Origin of the sequence: Pseudomonas sp. 43(2021), from assembly GCF_017490805.1 — a bacterium.
GTDB lineage: Bacteria > Pseudomonadota > Gammaproteobacteria > Pseudomonadales > Pseudomonadaceae > Aquipseudomonas.
Genome location: NZ_JAFGYJ010000018.1, coordinates 28,146 through 41,735 on the forward strand (window position 1 = coordinate 28,146; position 13,590 = coordinate 41,735).

10 protein-coding genes are annotated in these 13,590 nt (G+C 61.3%); 2 read left to right on the top strand and 8 right to left on the bottom strand.

Features of this window, described 5'->3' with window-relative positions:
• Nucleotides 1-37: 37 nt before the first annotated feature.
• From J5M71_RS16580 to J5M71_RS16595, 4 genes are all read right to left on the bottom strand, one after another.
• Nucleotides 38-994 (bottom strand): FecR family protein, encoded by a 957-nt coding sequence (locus tag J5M71_RS16580; protein WP_207833990.1) that lies wholly within the window; start codon nucleotides 992-994, stop codon nucleotides 38-40.
• Nucleotides 991-1,509, bottom strand: coding sequence for an RNA polymerase sigma factor (locus J5M71_RS16585; protein ID WP_063914542.1), 519 nt, complete (start codon nucleotides 1,507-1,509; stop codon nucleotides 991-993). Before J5M71_RS16585 ends, J5M71_RS16580 begins: the two co-directional genes overlap by 4 nt.
• A gap of 245 nt (nucleotides 1,510-1,754) precedes the next feature.
• Nucleotides 1,755-2,465, bottom strand: a complete 711-nt coding sequence (locus tag J5M71_RS16590; RefSeq protein ID WP_207833992.1) for a 3'-5' exonuclease — start codon at nucleotides 2,463-2,465, stop codon at nucleotides 1,755-1,757.
• The gene (locus J5M71_RS16595; RefSeq protein ID WP_207834002.1) at nucleotides 2,462-4,399 is read right to left on the bottom strand and encodes a putative nucleotidyltransferase substrate binding domain-containing protein; all 1,938 of its coding nucleotides are present in this window, start codon (nucleotides 4,397-4,399) and stop codon (nucleotides 2,462-2,464) included. Before J5M71_RS16595 ends, J5M71_RS16590 begins: the two co-directional genes overlap by 4 nt.
• 116 nt (nucleotides 4,400-4,515) lie before the next feature.
• On the opposite strand from J5M71_RS16595, the gene J5M71_RS16600 reads away from it, so the two are divergent.
• Nucleotides 4,516-5,055 carry a response regulator gene (locus J5M71_RS16600; RefSeq protein ID WP_207834010.1) on the top strand — a complete coding sequence of 180 codons (540 nt, stop codon included), beginning with the start codon at nucleotides 4,516-4,518 and terminating at the stop codon, nucleotides 5,053-5,055.
• A gap of 147 nt (nucleotides 5,056-5,202) precedes the next feature.
• Here J5M71_RS16600 and J5M71_RS16605 read toward each other — a convergent pair whose 3' ends face one another.
• Entirely contained in the window at nucleotides 5,203-7,380 is a 2,178-nt protein-coding gene (locus J5M71_RS16605) for a malate synthase G (protein ID WP_207834012.1), read from the bottom strand.
• A gap of 452 nt (nucleotides 7,381-7,832) precedes the next feature.
• Here J5M71_RS16605 and J5M71_RS16610 point away from each other — a divergent pair, with 452 nt between their 5' ends.
• Nucleotides 7,833-8,351 carry an ACT domain-containing protein gene (locus J5M71_RS16610; protein WP_207834021.1) on the top strand — a complete coding sequence of 173 codons (519 nt, stop codon included), beginning with the start codon at nucleotides 7,833-7,835 and terminating at the stop codon, nucleotides 8,349-8,351.
• A gap of 254 nt (nucleotides 8,352-8,605) precedes the next feature.
• Here the strand turns inward: J5M71_RS16610 and rarD are convergent, their stop codons facing one another.
• From rarD to J5M71_RS16625, 3 genes are all read right to left on the bottom strand, one after another.
• A complete protein-coding gene (gene rarD / locus J5M71_RS16615; protein WP_207834024.1) occupies nucleotides 8,606-9,493 on the bottom strand; it encodes an EamA family transporter RarD in 888 nt (295 codons plus the stop codon).
• Nucleotides 9,494-9,652: 159 nt separating this feature from the next.
• A complete protein-coding gene (locus J5M71_RS16620; protein WP_207834026.1) occupies nucleotides 9,653-12,133 on the bottom strand; it encodes a hypothetical protein in 2,481 nt (826 codons plus the stop codon).
• 374 nt (nucleotides 12,134-12,507) lie between these two features.
• The gene (locus J5M71_RS16625; protein WP_207834044.1) at nucleotides 12,508-13,482 is read right to left on the bottom strand and encodes a serine/threonine protein kinase; all 975 of its coding nucleotides are present in this window, start codon (nucleotides 13,480-13,482) and stop codon (nucleotides 12,508-12,510) included.
• Between the last annotated feature and the right edge of the window lie 108 nt (nucleotides 13,483-13,590).

Consider the following 13,590-nt stretch of genomic DNA (forward strand, 5'->3'; position numbering starts at 1 on the left):
TGGGAGCGGGTTTACCCGCCAAGAGGCCGGTGCAGGACTACTTGGGACCGACGGTCACCCACCACTGGGTATGTCGCTCGACCTTCACCGGCAGTGCCGGCACCAGCGACGCCAGCGCCAGGTCGGTGTCGGTCAGCGGGAAGCTGCCGGTGACACGCAAGTCGGCGACCTCGTCGTCTACCCCGAGGTAACCGCTGCGGTACTGGCCAAGCGCGGCCAGCAGGTCGCCCAGGCGCACGTTGTCCACCACCAGCATGCCGCGGGTCCAGGCGTCGGCACCGGCGGGGACCGCGCCGATTCGGCCGAGACCATTGGTGTTCATCAGCACCTGCTGGCCTTCACGCAGCACCTGTTCGTCGCCGCTGTTCAGCGGCATGGCGGCGACCGAGGCTTGCAGCACCTCCAGGCGTGTACCGCCGTCCTCACGGCGCACCAGGAAGCGCGTGCCCAATGGGCGCAGGCTGCCATCCTCGGTGCGTACCAGCAGCGGGCGCGAGTCCTGGTGGCCGGTTTCGACCGAGATCTCGCCCTGGTGCAGCACGATCACCCGTTGCGCGCCTGCGTAGTCGATATCCACGGCAGTGTGGCTGTTCAGGCTCAGCAAGGTGCCGTCTTCCAGGCGCAGGGTACGCAGTTCGCCGGTGGCGGTGCGCTGGTCGGCCAACCAGTAACTGGGTGCCAGCGATGGTGCGCCGACCCAGGCCAGCAGCGAGCCCAGTAGAAACATGCCGGCCAGCCCGCCGCCGACCTTGCCGATACGTCGGCGCAGGCCGGCGCGCGATTGCAGCAGGGCCTGGCGTGCGGGGCCTGCAGCGGCGCTGACGCGCTGGTCCATGGCGCCGAGTTGGCGCCATGCGCGGGCGTGCTCCTCGCTGGCTGCATGCCAGCGCATGAATTCGCTGCGCTCATCAGGTGTACCGCTGCCACTGTCGAGGCTGAGTTTCCAGGCAATGGCGGCTTCCAGTACCCGGGACGAAACCGGTGCACTGCTCACGTCGGCTCCCCGTACAGGGCCACGTAGCACTGGCGCATGCCCTGGGCGATGTACTGGCGCACCCGCGACACCGAAACCCCCAGGCGCTCGGCGATTTCGGCATGGCCCATGCCGTCCAGGCGATTGTGCAGGAATGCTGCGCGGGCCTTGCTCGACAGCTTGCCGAGCAGGCGGTCGATGGCCTTGAGGTCTTCGAGGATCAGGTGCTGCACTTCTGGGGACGGTTGTTCGGCTTCCGGCATCAGTGCCAGTTCGGCCAGGTAGGCCTGTTCCAGCGCGGCGCGGCGGAAGTGGTCGAACATCAGGCCCTTGGCCACTGCGGCCAGGAAAGCACGGGGCTCGCGGGGCCTGACCAGTTGCTCACGGCCGAGCAGGCGCACGAAAGTGTCCTGGCTCAGGTCTTCGGCACGTTGGCGGCAGGCCATGCTGCGTTGCAGCCAGGCAAGCAGCCAGCCGCGGTGGTCGCGGTACAGCGCACCGACCAGATCGGCGTGTGGGCTCTGTGCAGAAGACAAGCAGCGTTCCCCCCGGAACGTAGGTATTAACTAACGATAATTATTCGCGATTGTTGCAGAGGGGAGGGGGTGGGTGCAATGGACGCTTATCGGATGGCTAGCATCCAAGGTCATGCAGATGTGTTGCCTGTGTTGGCCTCTTCGCGGGTAAACCCGCTCCCACAGTATTTCCAGGGTTTCAAAGGTAGTGCAGTCCTTGTGGGAGCGGGTTTACCCGCGAAGAGGCCAGCAAGGGCAGCGCAAAGCTACAGGCCGTGATTGTGCACCTTGCGCCTGCGCCACCCGCGCAAGCGCTGCTCCAGCTGCAACGGGCTGTCCAGCTGTTGGCGCCGGGCCTGGCTGAACAGGATCAGCGCCAGCTCGGCGGTCACCAGGGCATCGGCGCTGGCATGATGGCGCTCCTCCACCTGCAGGCCAAACCGCGTCACCCAGTCATCCAGCCCGGCCTCGCGCAGCACGGTGTCGGGGTTGAGCATCGGCGCCAGCTCGGCAACATCGAGGAAGGGCGACTGCAAGCGATAGCCCAGGCTTTCCTTCAGCGCCCTGGCCAGCATGCGCTGGTCGAACGGTGCATGGAATGCCAGCACCGGGCTATTGCCAATGAAATCGAGCAAATCGAGCAAGGCCTCGGCCGGGTCGCATCCGGCAGCCAGGGCACTCGGGCCCAGGCCGTGGATCAGCACGCTGGCGTTGGTCTTCTGCAAAGGTCGGTGCAGGGTGCGTTCGAACTGTTGGGCAAAATCGATGGCGCCATCTTCGATGGCCACGGCGCCAACCGACAGCACCTGGTCACGGTTGGGGTTCAGGCCGCTGGTCTCCAGGTCGAGCACCACCCAGCGCTGCTCGCGCAGGGTACACACCCCCAGTGGCGCGGCCTTGGGCAGCCGGGCCAGGCGCTGGCGTGTGGCATGGTCCAGTTCGGGTGCACTGGGGCGCAGCCAGGCAAACAGGCTCATAGCTGGTACCGCAAGGCCAGGCTGCTTTGCAGGCGCTGGGCCTGGCGCAGGGACTCGCGCAGGATGCGCCGGTCCAGGTGGTTGAGGCTGTCCGGGTCCAGGCGGTTGGAATAGGGCAGGTTGTCGCGGGTCTGGCGTTGGTGCTGCTGCATGCGGGTTTGCTGGATAAAGTGGTAGGCCTCTTCGTACGCTGCGCCGTCCAGTGCCTCGATCACGCCCTTGGCCACCAGCTGGCGCAGGCGTTCCAGGGTATTGCAGGCACCGATGCCGTTGGCCAGGGCCAGCAGCCGGGCGCCATCGACGAAGGGCGTCAGGCCCTGGACCTTGAGGTCGAGGGTGGCGGCCTTGTCGTTGCCCTGACGGGTCAGCACGAACTCGCGCAGGCGGCCCACCGGCGGGCGTTGGCGCAAGGCGTTGTCAGCCATCATGCGCTGGAAGATGCGGTTATCGGCCACCTGGTCCAGCAGGCCCTGGCGCAGTTGCTCGCAGCCTTGCTCGTCGCCCCACACCACGCGCAGGTCGAAATAGATGCTCGAGCCCAGCAGGTTCTCCGGGCTGGCTTCGCGGACAAAACCGGCAAAACGCCGCGCCCATTCACTGCGCGACAGGCACAGCTCGGGGTTGCCGGCCATGACGTTGCCCTTGCACAGGGTGAAGCCGCACTGGGCCAGGCACTGGTTGATGTATTGCGCCAGCGGCAGCAGGCGGACGCGGATGGCGTCGGCTTCGGCGCTGTCGGCGGCTTCGAAGAGGATGCCGTTGTCCTGGTCAGTGTGCAGGGTTTGTTCACGTCGACCTTCGCTGCCAAAGCACAACCAGCTGAACGGTACGCCCGGGGCACCGCGTTCGGCCAACGCCAGCTCGATCACCCGGCACACGGTGTGGTCGTTGAGCAGGGTGATGATCTGGGTGATCTGTGTGGACGAGGCGCCGTGGGCGAGCATGCGTTCGACCAGCTGGCTGATTTCGCCGCGCAGCGATACCAGGGTGTCCAGGCGTGGCGCATGGCGGATGGTACGCGCCAGGTGCACCAGGTCTACCCGTTGCAGGGAGAACAGGTCGCGCTCCGAAACCACGCCGCACAGGCGCCTGTTTTCAACCAGGCACACGTGGGCGATATGCCGTTCGGTCATGGCCATGGCTGCGTCGAAGGCGCTGGCCTGGGGGCTGAGGTAGAACGGCTGGGCGGTCATGTGCCGCGCGATGGGTGCGCCCAGGTCGGCATCGGCCGCAGCCACCACCTGGCGCAGGTCGCGCAGGGTGAAGATACCGGTGGGGTAGCGCTGCGGGTCGACCACCACGATACTGCCAACCTGCTGCTCATGCATCAGCCGCACGGCATCGCGCAGGGGCGTGTCGGCGCTGCACACCACCGGGTGGCGCATGGCCAGTTCCCCCAATGGCGTGTTCAACGAATACTGGGTGCCGAGGGTTTCCACCGCGCGCTGGCGTACCTGCTGGTTGACCTGGTCGAGCAGGCTGCTGACCCCGCGCAGGGCAAAATCCCGAAACACTTCGGACATCGAGAACACGCGGATGAACGCAGGCTTGTTCAGCTGCAGGCAGAAGGTGTCCTCACCGGCCAGGTGCTCGGTGCGGGTCGCCCGCTCGCCGAGCAGGGCAGCCAGCGGGAAGCATTCGCCGCTGGTAATTTCGAAAGTGGTCTCCACACCAGGCTTGACCAGGTGCTGGCGCTCGCCTACCACGCGGCCCTGCTTGACGATGTAGAAGTGCTCGACCGGCCCGTCGGCAGGTTTGACGATGCTCTCGCCGCTGGCATAGAAGCGCAGCTGGCACTGTTCGACCAGGTAGGCCAGGTGGCTGTGTTCCATCTGGTTGAACGGCGGAAATCGCTGCAGGAACTGCAGGGTGCCCTGGATGTTCTGCAGCACTGCTGTCCTGCCCGCCTGGCTGTAGGCGTCCTTTTTGCTCATGAAACTGACCGTATCGCTGTGCCGAACTATATATATCTATATATAGGTGCCGACCATGTTGTTCTCTGCCTCCATGGTCGGCTTGCAGCGGGGTGGTGCCCATTGGACGTAAGTCTATGAGCGCCCCTGTCAAAAACCCGACAAAAGGCAAACCGGGTTACGCAAGTTCTGTGGTCCTAATGCTGAAGCGGAATTTTTTTGACGAGATGAGCATGCCTGAGCAACGCGACATCCTGAGCGACGCCGAGCGCGAGGCACTGGCCGTGGCGAGCGCGCCCGTGGCTGCCAAGCCGTTGGTGCTGGTGGTGGATGACAATGCGGTGAACCGTGAGGCGTTGATCCTGTACCTGAAAAGCCGGGGGATCGACTGCGTCGGGGCGGATGGGGCCGAGGAAGCCAGGCTGTACCTGCACTACCAGCAACGGATTGGCTTGATGATTACGGATTTGCGTATGCAGCCGGAGGATGGCCTGGACCTGATTCGCAAGATTCGTGAATCAGAGCGGGCGGCGTTGTCGATCATCGTGGTGTCGGGCGACACCGACGTGAAAGAGGCGGTGGACGTGATGCACCTGGGGGTGGTGGATTTTCTGTTGAAGCCGGTGGACCTGGACAAGCTGCTGGAGCTGGTGAAGAAAGAACTGAAGATCGAGTAGGGCAGGAGTGGGGCTGCTTTGCAGCCCTTTCGCGACACAAGGCCGCTCCCACAAGTACCGCGCCAAACCTCAGCCTTGCGCGGTACCTGTGGGAGCGGCCTTGTGTCGCGAAAGGGCCGCAAAGCGGCCCCCTGTCGCAGATGTCGCTTACAACCCGTTACGCGCCTTGAACTCGCGGCGACGGCGGTGCAGTACCGGCTCGGTATAACCGTTCGGCTGCTTGCCACCTTCCACCACCAGCTCCACTGCCGCCTGGAACGCGACGTTGTCGTCGAAGTTCGGGGCCATCGGGCGGTACAGCGCGTCACCGGCGTTCTGCTGGTCAACCACTACAGCCATGCGCTTGAGGCTCTCCAGCACCTGCTCCTGGCTGACCACGCCGTGGCGCAGCCAGTTGGCCAGCAGCTGGGCCGAAATACGCAGGGTGGCGCGGTCTTCCATCAGGCCGACGTTGTTGATGTCCGGCACCTTCGAGCAACCCACGCCCTGGTCGATCCAGCGCACCACGTAGCCGAGGATACCCTGGGCGTTGTTGTCCAGTTCGTTGCGGATCTCTTCGGCCGACCAGTTGGTGTCGGTGGCCAGCGGGATGGTCAGGATGTCGTCCACCGACGCCGGGGTACGCGAAGCCAGTTCACGCTGACGCGCCTGTACGTCCACCTTGTGGTAGTGCAGGGCGTGCAGGGTGGCGGCGGTCGGCGACGGTACCCAGGCGGTGTTGGCGCCGGCCAGCGGGTGGGCGATCTTCTGCTCGAGCATGGCCGCCATCAGGTCCGGCATGGCCCACATGCCTTTGCCGATCTGCGCACGGCCTTGCAGGCCGGTGGCCAGGCCGACGTCGACGTTGTTGTTCTCGTAGGCACCGATCCATTTCTCGTTCTTCATGGCGCCCTTGCGCACCACGGCGCCGGCCTCCATCGAGGTGTGGATTTCATCGCCGGTACGGTCGAGGAAGCCGGTGTTGATGAACACCACGCGCTCGGCTGCAGCCTTGATGCACGACTTGAGGTTGACCGTGGTGCGGCGCTCCTCGTCCATGATGCCGACCTTGACGGTATTGCGCTTCATGCCCAGCAGGTCTTCGACCTGGCTGAAGATCTCGGCGGCGAAGGCGACTTCCTCCGGCCCGTGCATCTTCGGCTTGACGATGTACACGCTGCCGCTGCGGGTGTTCTTGCGGCTGGTGTTGCCGTTGAGGTTGTGCAGGGCGATCAGGTTGGTGAACAGGCCGTCCTGGATACCTTCGGGGATTTCGTTGCCCTGGGCGTCGAGGATCGCCGGGTTGGTCATCAGGTGGCCAACGTTGCGCACGAACAGCAGCGAACGGCCGTGCAGGGTCACGCTGCCACCGTTGGGTGCGGCGTACTCGCGGTCCGGGTTCATGGTGCGGGTGAAGGTCTTGCCACCCTTGGTCACGCTTTCGGCCAGGTCGCCTTTCATCAGGCCCAGCCAGTTGCGGTAGACGATCACCTTGTCGTCGGCGTCGACGGCGGCAACCGAGTCTTCGCAGTCCATGATGGTGGTCAGCGCCGATTCCATCAGGATGTCTTTGACGCCGGCGGCGTCGGTGCTGCCGACCGGGGTGCTGGCATCGACCTGGATTTCGAAGTGCAGGCCGTTGTGCTTGAGCAACACGGCGGTCGGCGCGGCGGCATCGCCGTGGAAGCCGATCAGCTGGGCGTCGTCACGCAGGCCGCTGTTGCTGCCGCCTTTCAGGGCGACGATCAGCTTGCCGCCTTCGATACGGTAGCCGGTGGAGTCGACGTGCGAGCCGGCTGCCAGTGGTGCGGCTTCGTCGAGGAAGGCGCGGGCGAAGGCGATGACCTTGTCGCCACGCACCTTGTTGTAGCCCTGGCCTTTCTCGGCGCCGCCTTCATCGCTGATGGCATCGGTGCCATACAGCGCGTCGTACAGCGAACCCCAGCGGGCGTTGGCGGCGTTCAGGGCGAAGCGGGCGTTCATCACCGGAACGACCAGCTGCGGGCCGGCCATGTGGGCGATTTCTTCGTCCACGTTCTGGGTGGTGGCCTGGAAATCGTCGGCTTGTGGCAGCAGGTAGCCGATTTCCTGGAGGAAGCTTTTGTAGGCTGCGGCGTCGTGGGCCTGGCCTTTGCGTGCCTGGTGCCAGGCGTCGATCTTGGCTTGCAGCTCGTCGCGCTTGGCGAGCAGGGCTTTGTTCTTTGGAGCGAGGTCATTGATGATCTTCTCTGCACCCGCCCAGAACTGCTCGGCGACGATGCCGGTCCCGGGGATGGCTTCGTTGTTCACGAAGTCGTACAGGACCTTGGCGACCTGAAGGCCACCGACTTGAACGTATCCAGTCATTGCTTGCCTCACTCTGCTCAGCTATTTCGCTCTTCTGTATTAAGCCTGTAGCGCTTCTCTAAACACGGCACCAGTGCATGCCCCCGAGTAAAGCCCCGGGCGCGGCTGGGTGCGGCCTGCCAGACCGGCTGGCAGACAGTGTGCGTATTTTCACAGGCGCCTTGGCAGACATCCAAACGACGTTTTGTAGTCCGCGCCACGGGATACTACATGAAGCAGTAGGCGGGGCAAAATCAGACTAAAAGCGCCGTTATGCGACCCGTTGGTCGCGTATGGTCACGCTGGGAGTGAGTATGTTCGCAAAAAACAGGTGGATTGTTCCAGATAAATCTTGAAACAGTACACGATTCGTTGTGTGGATTGCCCTGCGGCAGGTTGCCGCGCCTTGCCTATACTAAGTCGATCCCCCGATTTTCTGCCGCCCGGAAGCGGTCCGACACGAGGAAGGGCTTGTGGATCATCTTGTACTGACAGTGATTGCCCCCGACAAGGCGGGCCAGGTCGAGCGCATTGCCCAGTGCATCGCCGACCACAGTGGCAACTGGCTGGAAAGCCGCATGTCGCGCATGGCCGGGCAGTTTGCCGGCATCCTGCGGGTGGCGGTGCCGGCGGAAAACTACGACGAGCTGGTGGCCTCGCTGCAGGGGTTGGTCCGCCATGACATTCGCGTGCTGATCGCCGAGAGCGGCATCGAGCCGTCGTGCACCTGGAAGCCGATTGCCATGGAGCTGGTAGGGAATGACCGGCCGGGGATCGTGCGTGACATCACCCGCTTGCTGGCCGACCTGGGGGTGAACCTTGAACGGTTTACCACTGAGGTGCGGCCGGCGCCGATGAGCAGCGAGCCGCTGTTCCATGCCGATGCCTTGCTGGCATTGCCGTTGACCCTGTCGCTGGACGACTTGCAGCAGAAGCTGGAGAGCCTGGCGGACGACTTGATGGTGGAGTTGAAGCTGCGGCCGGAGGAGTAATCCGGGATTGCCGGTGAAAGGGCTGCAAAGCAGCCCCCTGCGGTTATCCCGATATCACGGGGAAGGCCCTGTGGATAACCTGGGGGTGTACCTCTCCAGCCCAATAACTGCGCGCCTTCCACAACTTTGCTCAAAAAATGCTCAAAAATCAGCAGCTTGTGCACAAAGTACGGGGACCAGGGTGTGGATAACCTTTGGAGATGTCTCTGCAGGCCACGAATCACATGGCCTGCAGAGGTTTGTTTGTTTTTTGATCAGCTGCGCTTGCGCAAACTCAGCCACGCATCGACGCTGTAAATCGCCAAGCCCGCCCAGATGAACATGAACGCCACCAGGTTGCTCGATGACAGATGCTCATCGAACAGCAGCACCGCCTGCAGCAGCACCAGGGTCGGCGCCAGGTATTGCAGGAAGCCCAGGGTGGTGTACGGCAAGTGGCGCGCAGCCGCGTTGAAGCACACCAGCGGCACCAGTGTCACCGGCCCCGCGGCCATCAACCACAACGCTTCGCTGCTGGTGTAGAACGCGCCCTGGGCACTTGTCGCCGCCGGGTGCAGCAACAGCCAGCCAAGCGCCAGCGGTACCAGCATCCAGGTTTCCACCGCCAGGCCCGGCAGTGCCGCCACCGGTGCCTGCTTGCGAATCAGCCCATAGAAGCCGAAGCTCAGTGCCAGCACCAGCGACACCCAGGGCAGGCTGCCCACCTGCCATACTTGCTGGGCCACACCCACGGCAGCCATGGCCACGGCCAGCCACTGCAGGCGGCGCAGGCGCTCGCCAAGAATCAGCATGCCCAGCAGCACATTGATCAGCGGGTTGATGTAGTAGCCCAGGCTGGCCTCGAGCATGCGCCCGTTGTTCACCGACCAGACGTAGGTCAGCCAGTTACCGGCGATCAGCGCCCCGCTCAGGGCGAGGATGCCCAGCCGGCGCGGATTGTTGCGCAGTTCACGCCACCAACCGGGGTGTTTCCACACCAGTAGCAGCAGCGAGCCGAACAGTGCCGACCACAGTACCCGGTGGACAATGATCTCCACCGCCGGGACGCTCTGGATCGCCTTGAAGTACAGGGGGAACAGGCCCCAGATGATGTAGGCGCTGAGGCCCAGTAGGTACCCGCGACGCGGGTTTGCGGCGTGCATGCAGAATCCTTGCTTAGGTAGCTAAATAAAGCGCAGGGCTATTTCAGCACAGGTTGGCGAGTTGTGCTGGCACTTATGAAACGCGAAAACCAGGGCATGGCCCTGGTTTTCGGCGTCAACGGCACGGGGAGTCTGGCCGTCAAATGCACACCCAACCGATCATTCCCGGTTTATGCGCGCCCTACGCGAATTGTCGCTAGCTTCAACGGATGCATAAAGAGCCAGGAATTTTTCAGCACTGACAAAGGGAATGGGCAGAATCAAACTGGCGTATTGAGGTACGAATTGCCCGTCATGGATCGCCACGATGACAATGTACTCATCGTCCGGCCTGGAAGGGTGTGGCGTGTAGATACCGTCGTCGATTGTGCCATTGCCGACACGCACATGCCATGAGGTTTGTTCCTTTGGTACTTGCTGCTCCGGCCTGCCATTGGGCTTCACCCAGAATTCAAGCTCCACACCTGCTTGCCCCTGCTTTGGCTTCAGCCAATAAGCGCCTTCCATTTCAACAGGCAAGAGTATATGGACGGTCTTGGTGAAAGTCTTACTGCTGACCACTACTTTATCAAGACGCAGTACCGAATCAACTTTGGGCATGCCTTCTTCCCACTCTGGCACCTGTTTGGGGGGGAGGTAGCGTTTGTTTACCTGACCTAGAGGGTCGGGGTCGGGCGCGTCGACCAGGTCACCCAGCCCTTCGACTTTCATGCTGATGTCATTTCTGTTCATTTCGCCAGCGACTATATCGGTATAGGCGTTCAGGTTTACGGTCGCGATGGAGGGGTAGATACTGATACTGGTTCGCAGAACGCTCACCAGTACATGAGAAACCGCACTGCCTATTTGAGCGCTAACGATGACCTTGATGTGACTGCCTTCGAATTGGTCGGCAGCGGGCGCGGAGTAAGTTCCGGTACTCGGGTGGATTGTGCCTGTAGGGTTGTCACCGTTGTAATCAGGGAGGTGACGTACGCTCCATGTTACGCCTCCGCTGGCGGCTTCGGTCTTGAAGGTTATGCTCCCGCCGGGCAGTACGCTGGTTTCACCGTTGTCGATCGGTTTGTCGTCGCTTCTGGTAATTGTGAGCTTGTTTCGCTCAGGCGCCAGTTGACCCAGGGCGGTCACGTCATTCGGCCAATGTGCCGACTCAAGGGTGACTTGCGAGTTGCGGAACAGTAGTGACGAAAGGATGAAGGTGTCTACTTCAGTACTTATACCGGCGAAGGAGTCATTTACACCAAACAGGAAGTCATCGAAGTTTTTCTTCAAGCGCTCTTCAATAAAGTCCCTGATATGTTGGTTTTTATCGTCAAGGGCCTCGTCCAGTTTGTCAGATACGTACCAGTTGAAGGACCCGCTTCCTCCAACTCGCGAAAGAACCAGTTTGTGTCGGCCTTCCTGGTCGTCTACTGAGAATTTATACTGGTGCTGGAAGTTCCAGACTGTGGTCAGTCTGCCGTCAGTTACGCCCGGATTTTCATCATAACCCCAGGTTACTCGTGCATATCTGTCGGTGGTTCCAATCCACTCAATGATCAGTCGGTCTTTATCGTGCTTTATCCTGAGCTTCTCTTTGGTATTACCCTCGGCGGGTGCGATATAGTCAAAGGCTTCCGCATGGAATCTGATGTAGTCCTGGCCGACTTTGCCGTAATTCATTTCGGCAATTTTGAATTTTCCAGCAGCTATGTATTCAATGTTATTCGAGGTGTTGATATGCATGGCTTTCCAGTCAAGCAGGCGAACAGACGAATCGCTAGACTTTAACTTCGGAATTATCAGGTTTGCTATAATGAAATTCGAGTGCAGCAGCACGTTGGCACTGAGGCCCTCCGGTAAAAGATAAGGGAGCTTTCTATTCTCGTCTGGCGGGCTAGCGTCATCACTGTCGAACCCTTCCAGTTCGACAAATAGAACGACAGCACCGTCGCCAAAGCCTTCCGTGTTTACACGTCCTGCTCCGGGGGCACCATGGGTACGTATTGCAAATCTATGTGGCTTTAGTGGAGAGTTCGCCAGATTCGAAAGCTGGCCCAATGTGTACTCGATTCGAGCCCTTTCCTCAGGCGCTTCAGCGTAGTCGTTAAAGAATCGACTGAAATGTTGCCCAAGTTTTTCGATTTCAAATGATGTTACGCCGCCATAAAAGTAATAGTTACTTTTGGTGATAAAGCTGAAATAGGCTCTACCCTCCTTGGAAACCTCTCCCCTATCACTTATCAAGTCGACGTCAAATACCAGAGATGGGCCATTGACAGGTGTTGCCTCCGCCAGTCGCGTAACCCGCCTGCGTGTGCTACCTATCGACTGGCTTAACTGAATCTGTTTGCCTCGCACACTTCGCATCATTAACTTGGCTTTGGAATTACTGAGGTCTGAATTCTCAAATGATAGCCTGGGTTCATCCAGGCAGAAATCCTGAAGCTGGTGATAGGAAAGGCCTGCTTCAATATCAACCTCGCTATTCATCGGGTCCAGAAACAGTCCGCCCGCATACCGCTCGATAAATTCTTGCTTCAATACATGGTTTGCAGTTTTTCGATCAAATGCCACAATTACCGGGTAGCCAAAATTCTTACGTACTTTGGCTAGTTCTTCCAGGAACTGTTCGAGCGACTGTTTTGTAGAGCTGTTCATGAGTTTCTCGCTTGGAAGGGTTTATGAGTTCGAGCGCTATCGCCATGGAATATTGTGATTGGCCATGGTTCACTGGGTTTTGGTGCTCGCATTAATTGCGGTGCCGGGTCGAACTTAATGCTTGAAGTGGACTTTATTGTGATGGAGGGATTTGGCCGGAAGCATGCGCCCGATCAGTACGCCACGGTTTGCTTTATTCATTGCTGAAAATCCCGCATTGCCTCGGGAGTTTTTTTACACCCAGCCTCCCGCCTTGCCTACTGGCAAAAATGCTAGGTTCAGCATGTAAGGAAGTTGCGGGAGAGGGCCGACATTTGCGTTTGCCGGCTTGCGCGATGGGGTGTCTGCCAGGTCGATTCTTTCTGACGCAGAACTTAGAACAACTTCAACGGCGGCTCATCCAGCGCGGCCATCTGTTCGCGCAGGGCAAGAATCTGGTCACCCCAGTAGCGCGGTTGGCCGAACCAAGGGAAGCTGGGCGGGAACGCCGGGTCGTCCCAGCGCCGTGCCAGCCAGGCGCTGTAGTGCAGCTGGCGCAGGGCGCGCAGGGGTTCGATCAGCGCCAGTTCGCGCGGGTCGAAGTCGTGGAATTCGTTATAGCCGTCGATCAGCTCGGCCAGTTGCCCCAGGCGCTCCTCGCGGCTGCCGGCCAGCATCATCCACAGGTCCTGCACCGCCGGGCCCATGCGGCAGTCGTCGAGGTCGACCACGTGGTACACCTCGTCGCGGTGCATCAGGTTGCCGGGGTGCAGGTCGCCGTGCAGGCGAATGAGCTGGTGCGGCGTGCGGGCATAGATGTCCTCCACCCGCTTGAGCAGGTCGCGCGCCACCGATTCGAAAGCCGGCAGCAGCTCGCGGGGGACAAAATCGCCTTCCAGCAAGGTATTCAGCGAGGCGTGGCCGAAGTTGTCCACAGCCAGCGCCTCGCGGTGCTGGAATGGTTTGCTGGCGCCGACGGCATGCAGGCGGCCGAGCAACTGGCCGAGGCGGTAGAGCTGGTCGAGGTTGCCTGGCTCCGGGGCGTGGCCGCCGCGGCGGGGGAACAGGGTGAAGCGAAAGCCCCGGTGTTCGAACAGGGTGCGGCCGTCGTGCTGCATTGGCGCAACCACCGGCACTTCGCAGTCGGCCAGTTCGGCTGTGAAGGCGTGTTCTTCGAGGATGGCCGCATCGCTCCAGCGGCCTGGGCGGTAGAACTTGGCGATCAGCGGTTGCGCGCCCTCGATGCCCACCTGGTAGACGCGGTTCTCGTAGCTGTTCAGCGCCAGCACCCGGGCATCGCTGAGAAAGCCCAGGCTTTCCACTGCGTCCAGGACCAGGTCAGGGGTGAGGGTGTCGAAGGGGTGGGACATGGTGGCTCCGGGGATAGGCGGCGTGGGGGCCATGGTAACGCGTTATGCCTGTACCGGCCTCTTCGCGGGTAAACCCGCTCCCACATGGACGGCGCAGCCGCCAGGGAA

Excerpts from the sequence above, each read along its gene's own strand:
- J5M71_RS16590 (WP_207833992.1), bottom strand. The coding sequence starts at position 2,465 with ATGAGCCTGTTTGCCTGGCTGCGCCCCAGTGCACCCGAACTGGACCAT.
- J5M71_RS16595 (WP_207834002.1), bottom strand. The coding sequence starts at position 4,399 with ATGAGCAAAAAGGACGCCTACAGCCAGGCGGGCAGGACAGCAGTGCTG.
- J5M71_RS16600 (WP_207834010.1), top strand. The coding sequence starts at position 4,516 with ATGAGCGCCCCTGTCAAAAACCCGACAAAAGGCAAACCGGGTTACGCA.
- J5M71_RS16605 (WP_207834012.1), bottom strand. The coding sequence starts at position 7,380 with ATGACTGGATACGTTCAAGTCGGTGGCCTTCAGGTCGCCAAGGTCCTG.
- rarD (WP_207834024.1), bottom strand. The coding sequence starts at position 9,493 with ATGCACGCCGCAAACCCGCGTCGCGGGTACCTACTGGGCCTCAGCGCC.
- J5M71_RS16620 (WP_207834026.1), bottom strand. The coding sequence starts at position 12,133 with ATGAACAGCTCTACAAAACAGTCGCTCGAACAGTTCCTGGAAGAACTA.
- J5M71_RS16625 (WP_207834044.1), bottom strand. The coding sequence starts at position 13,482 with ATGTCCCACCCCTTCGACACCCTCACCCCTGACCTGGTCCTGGACGCA.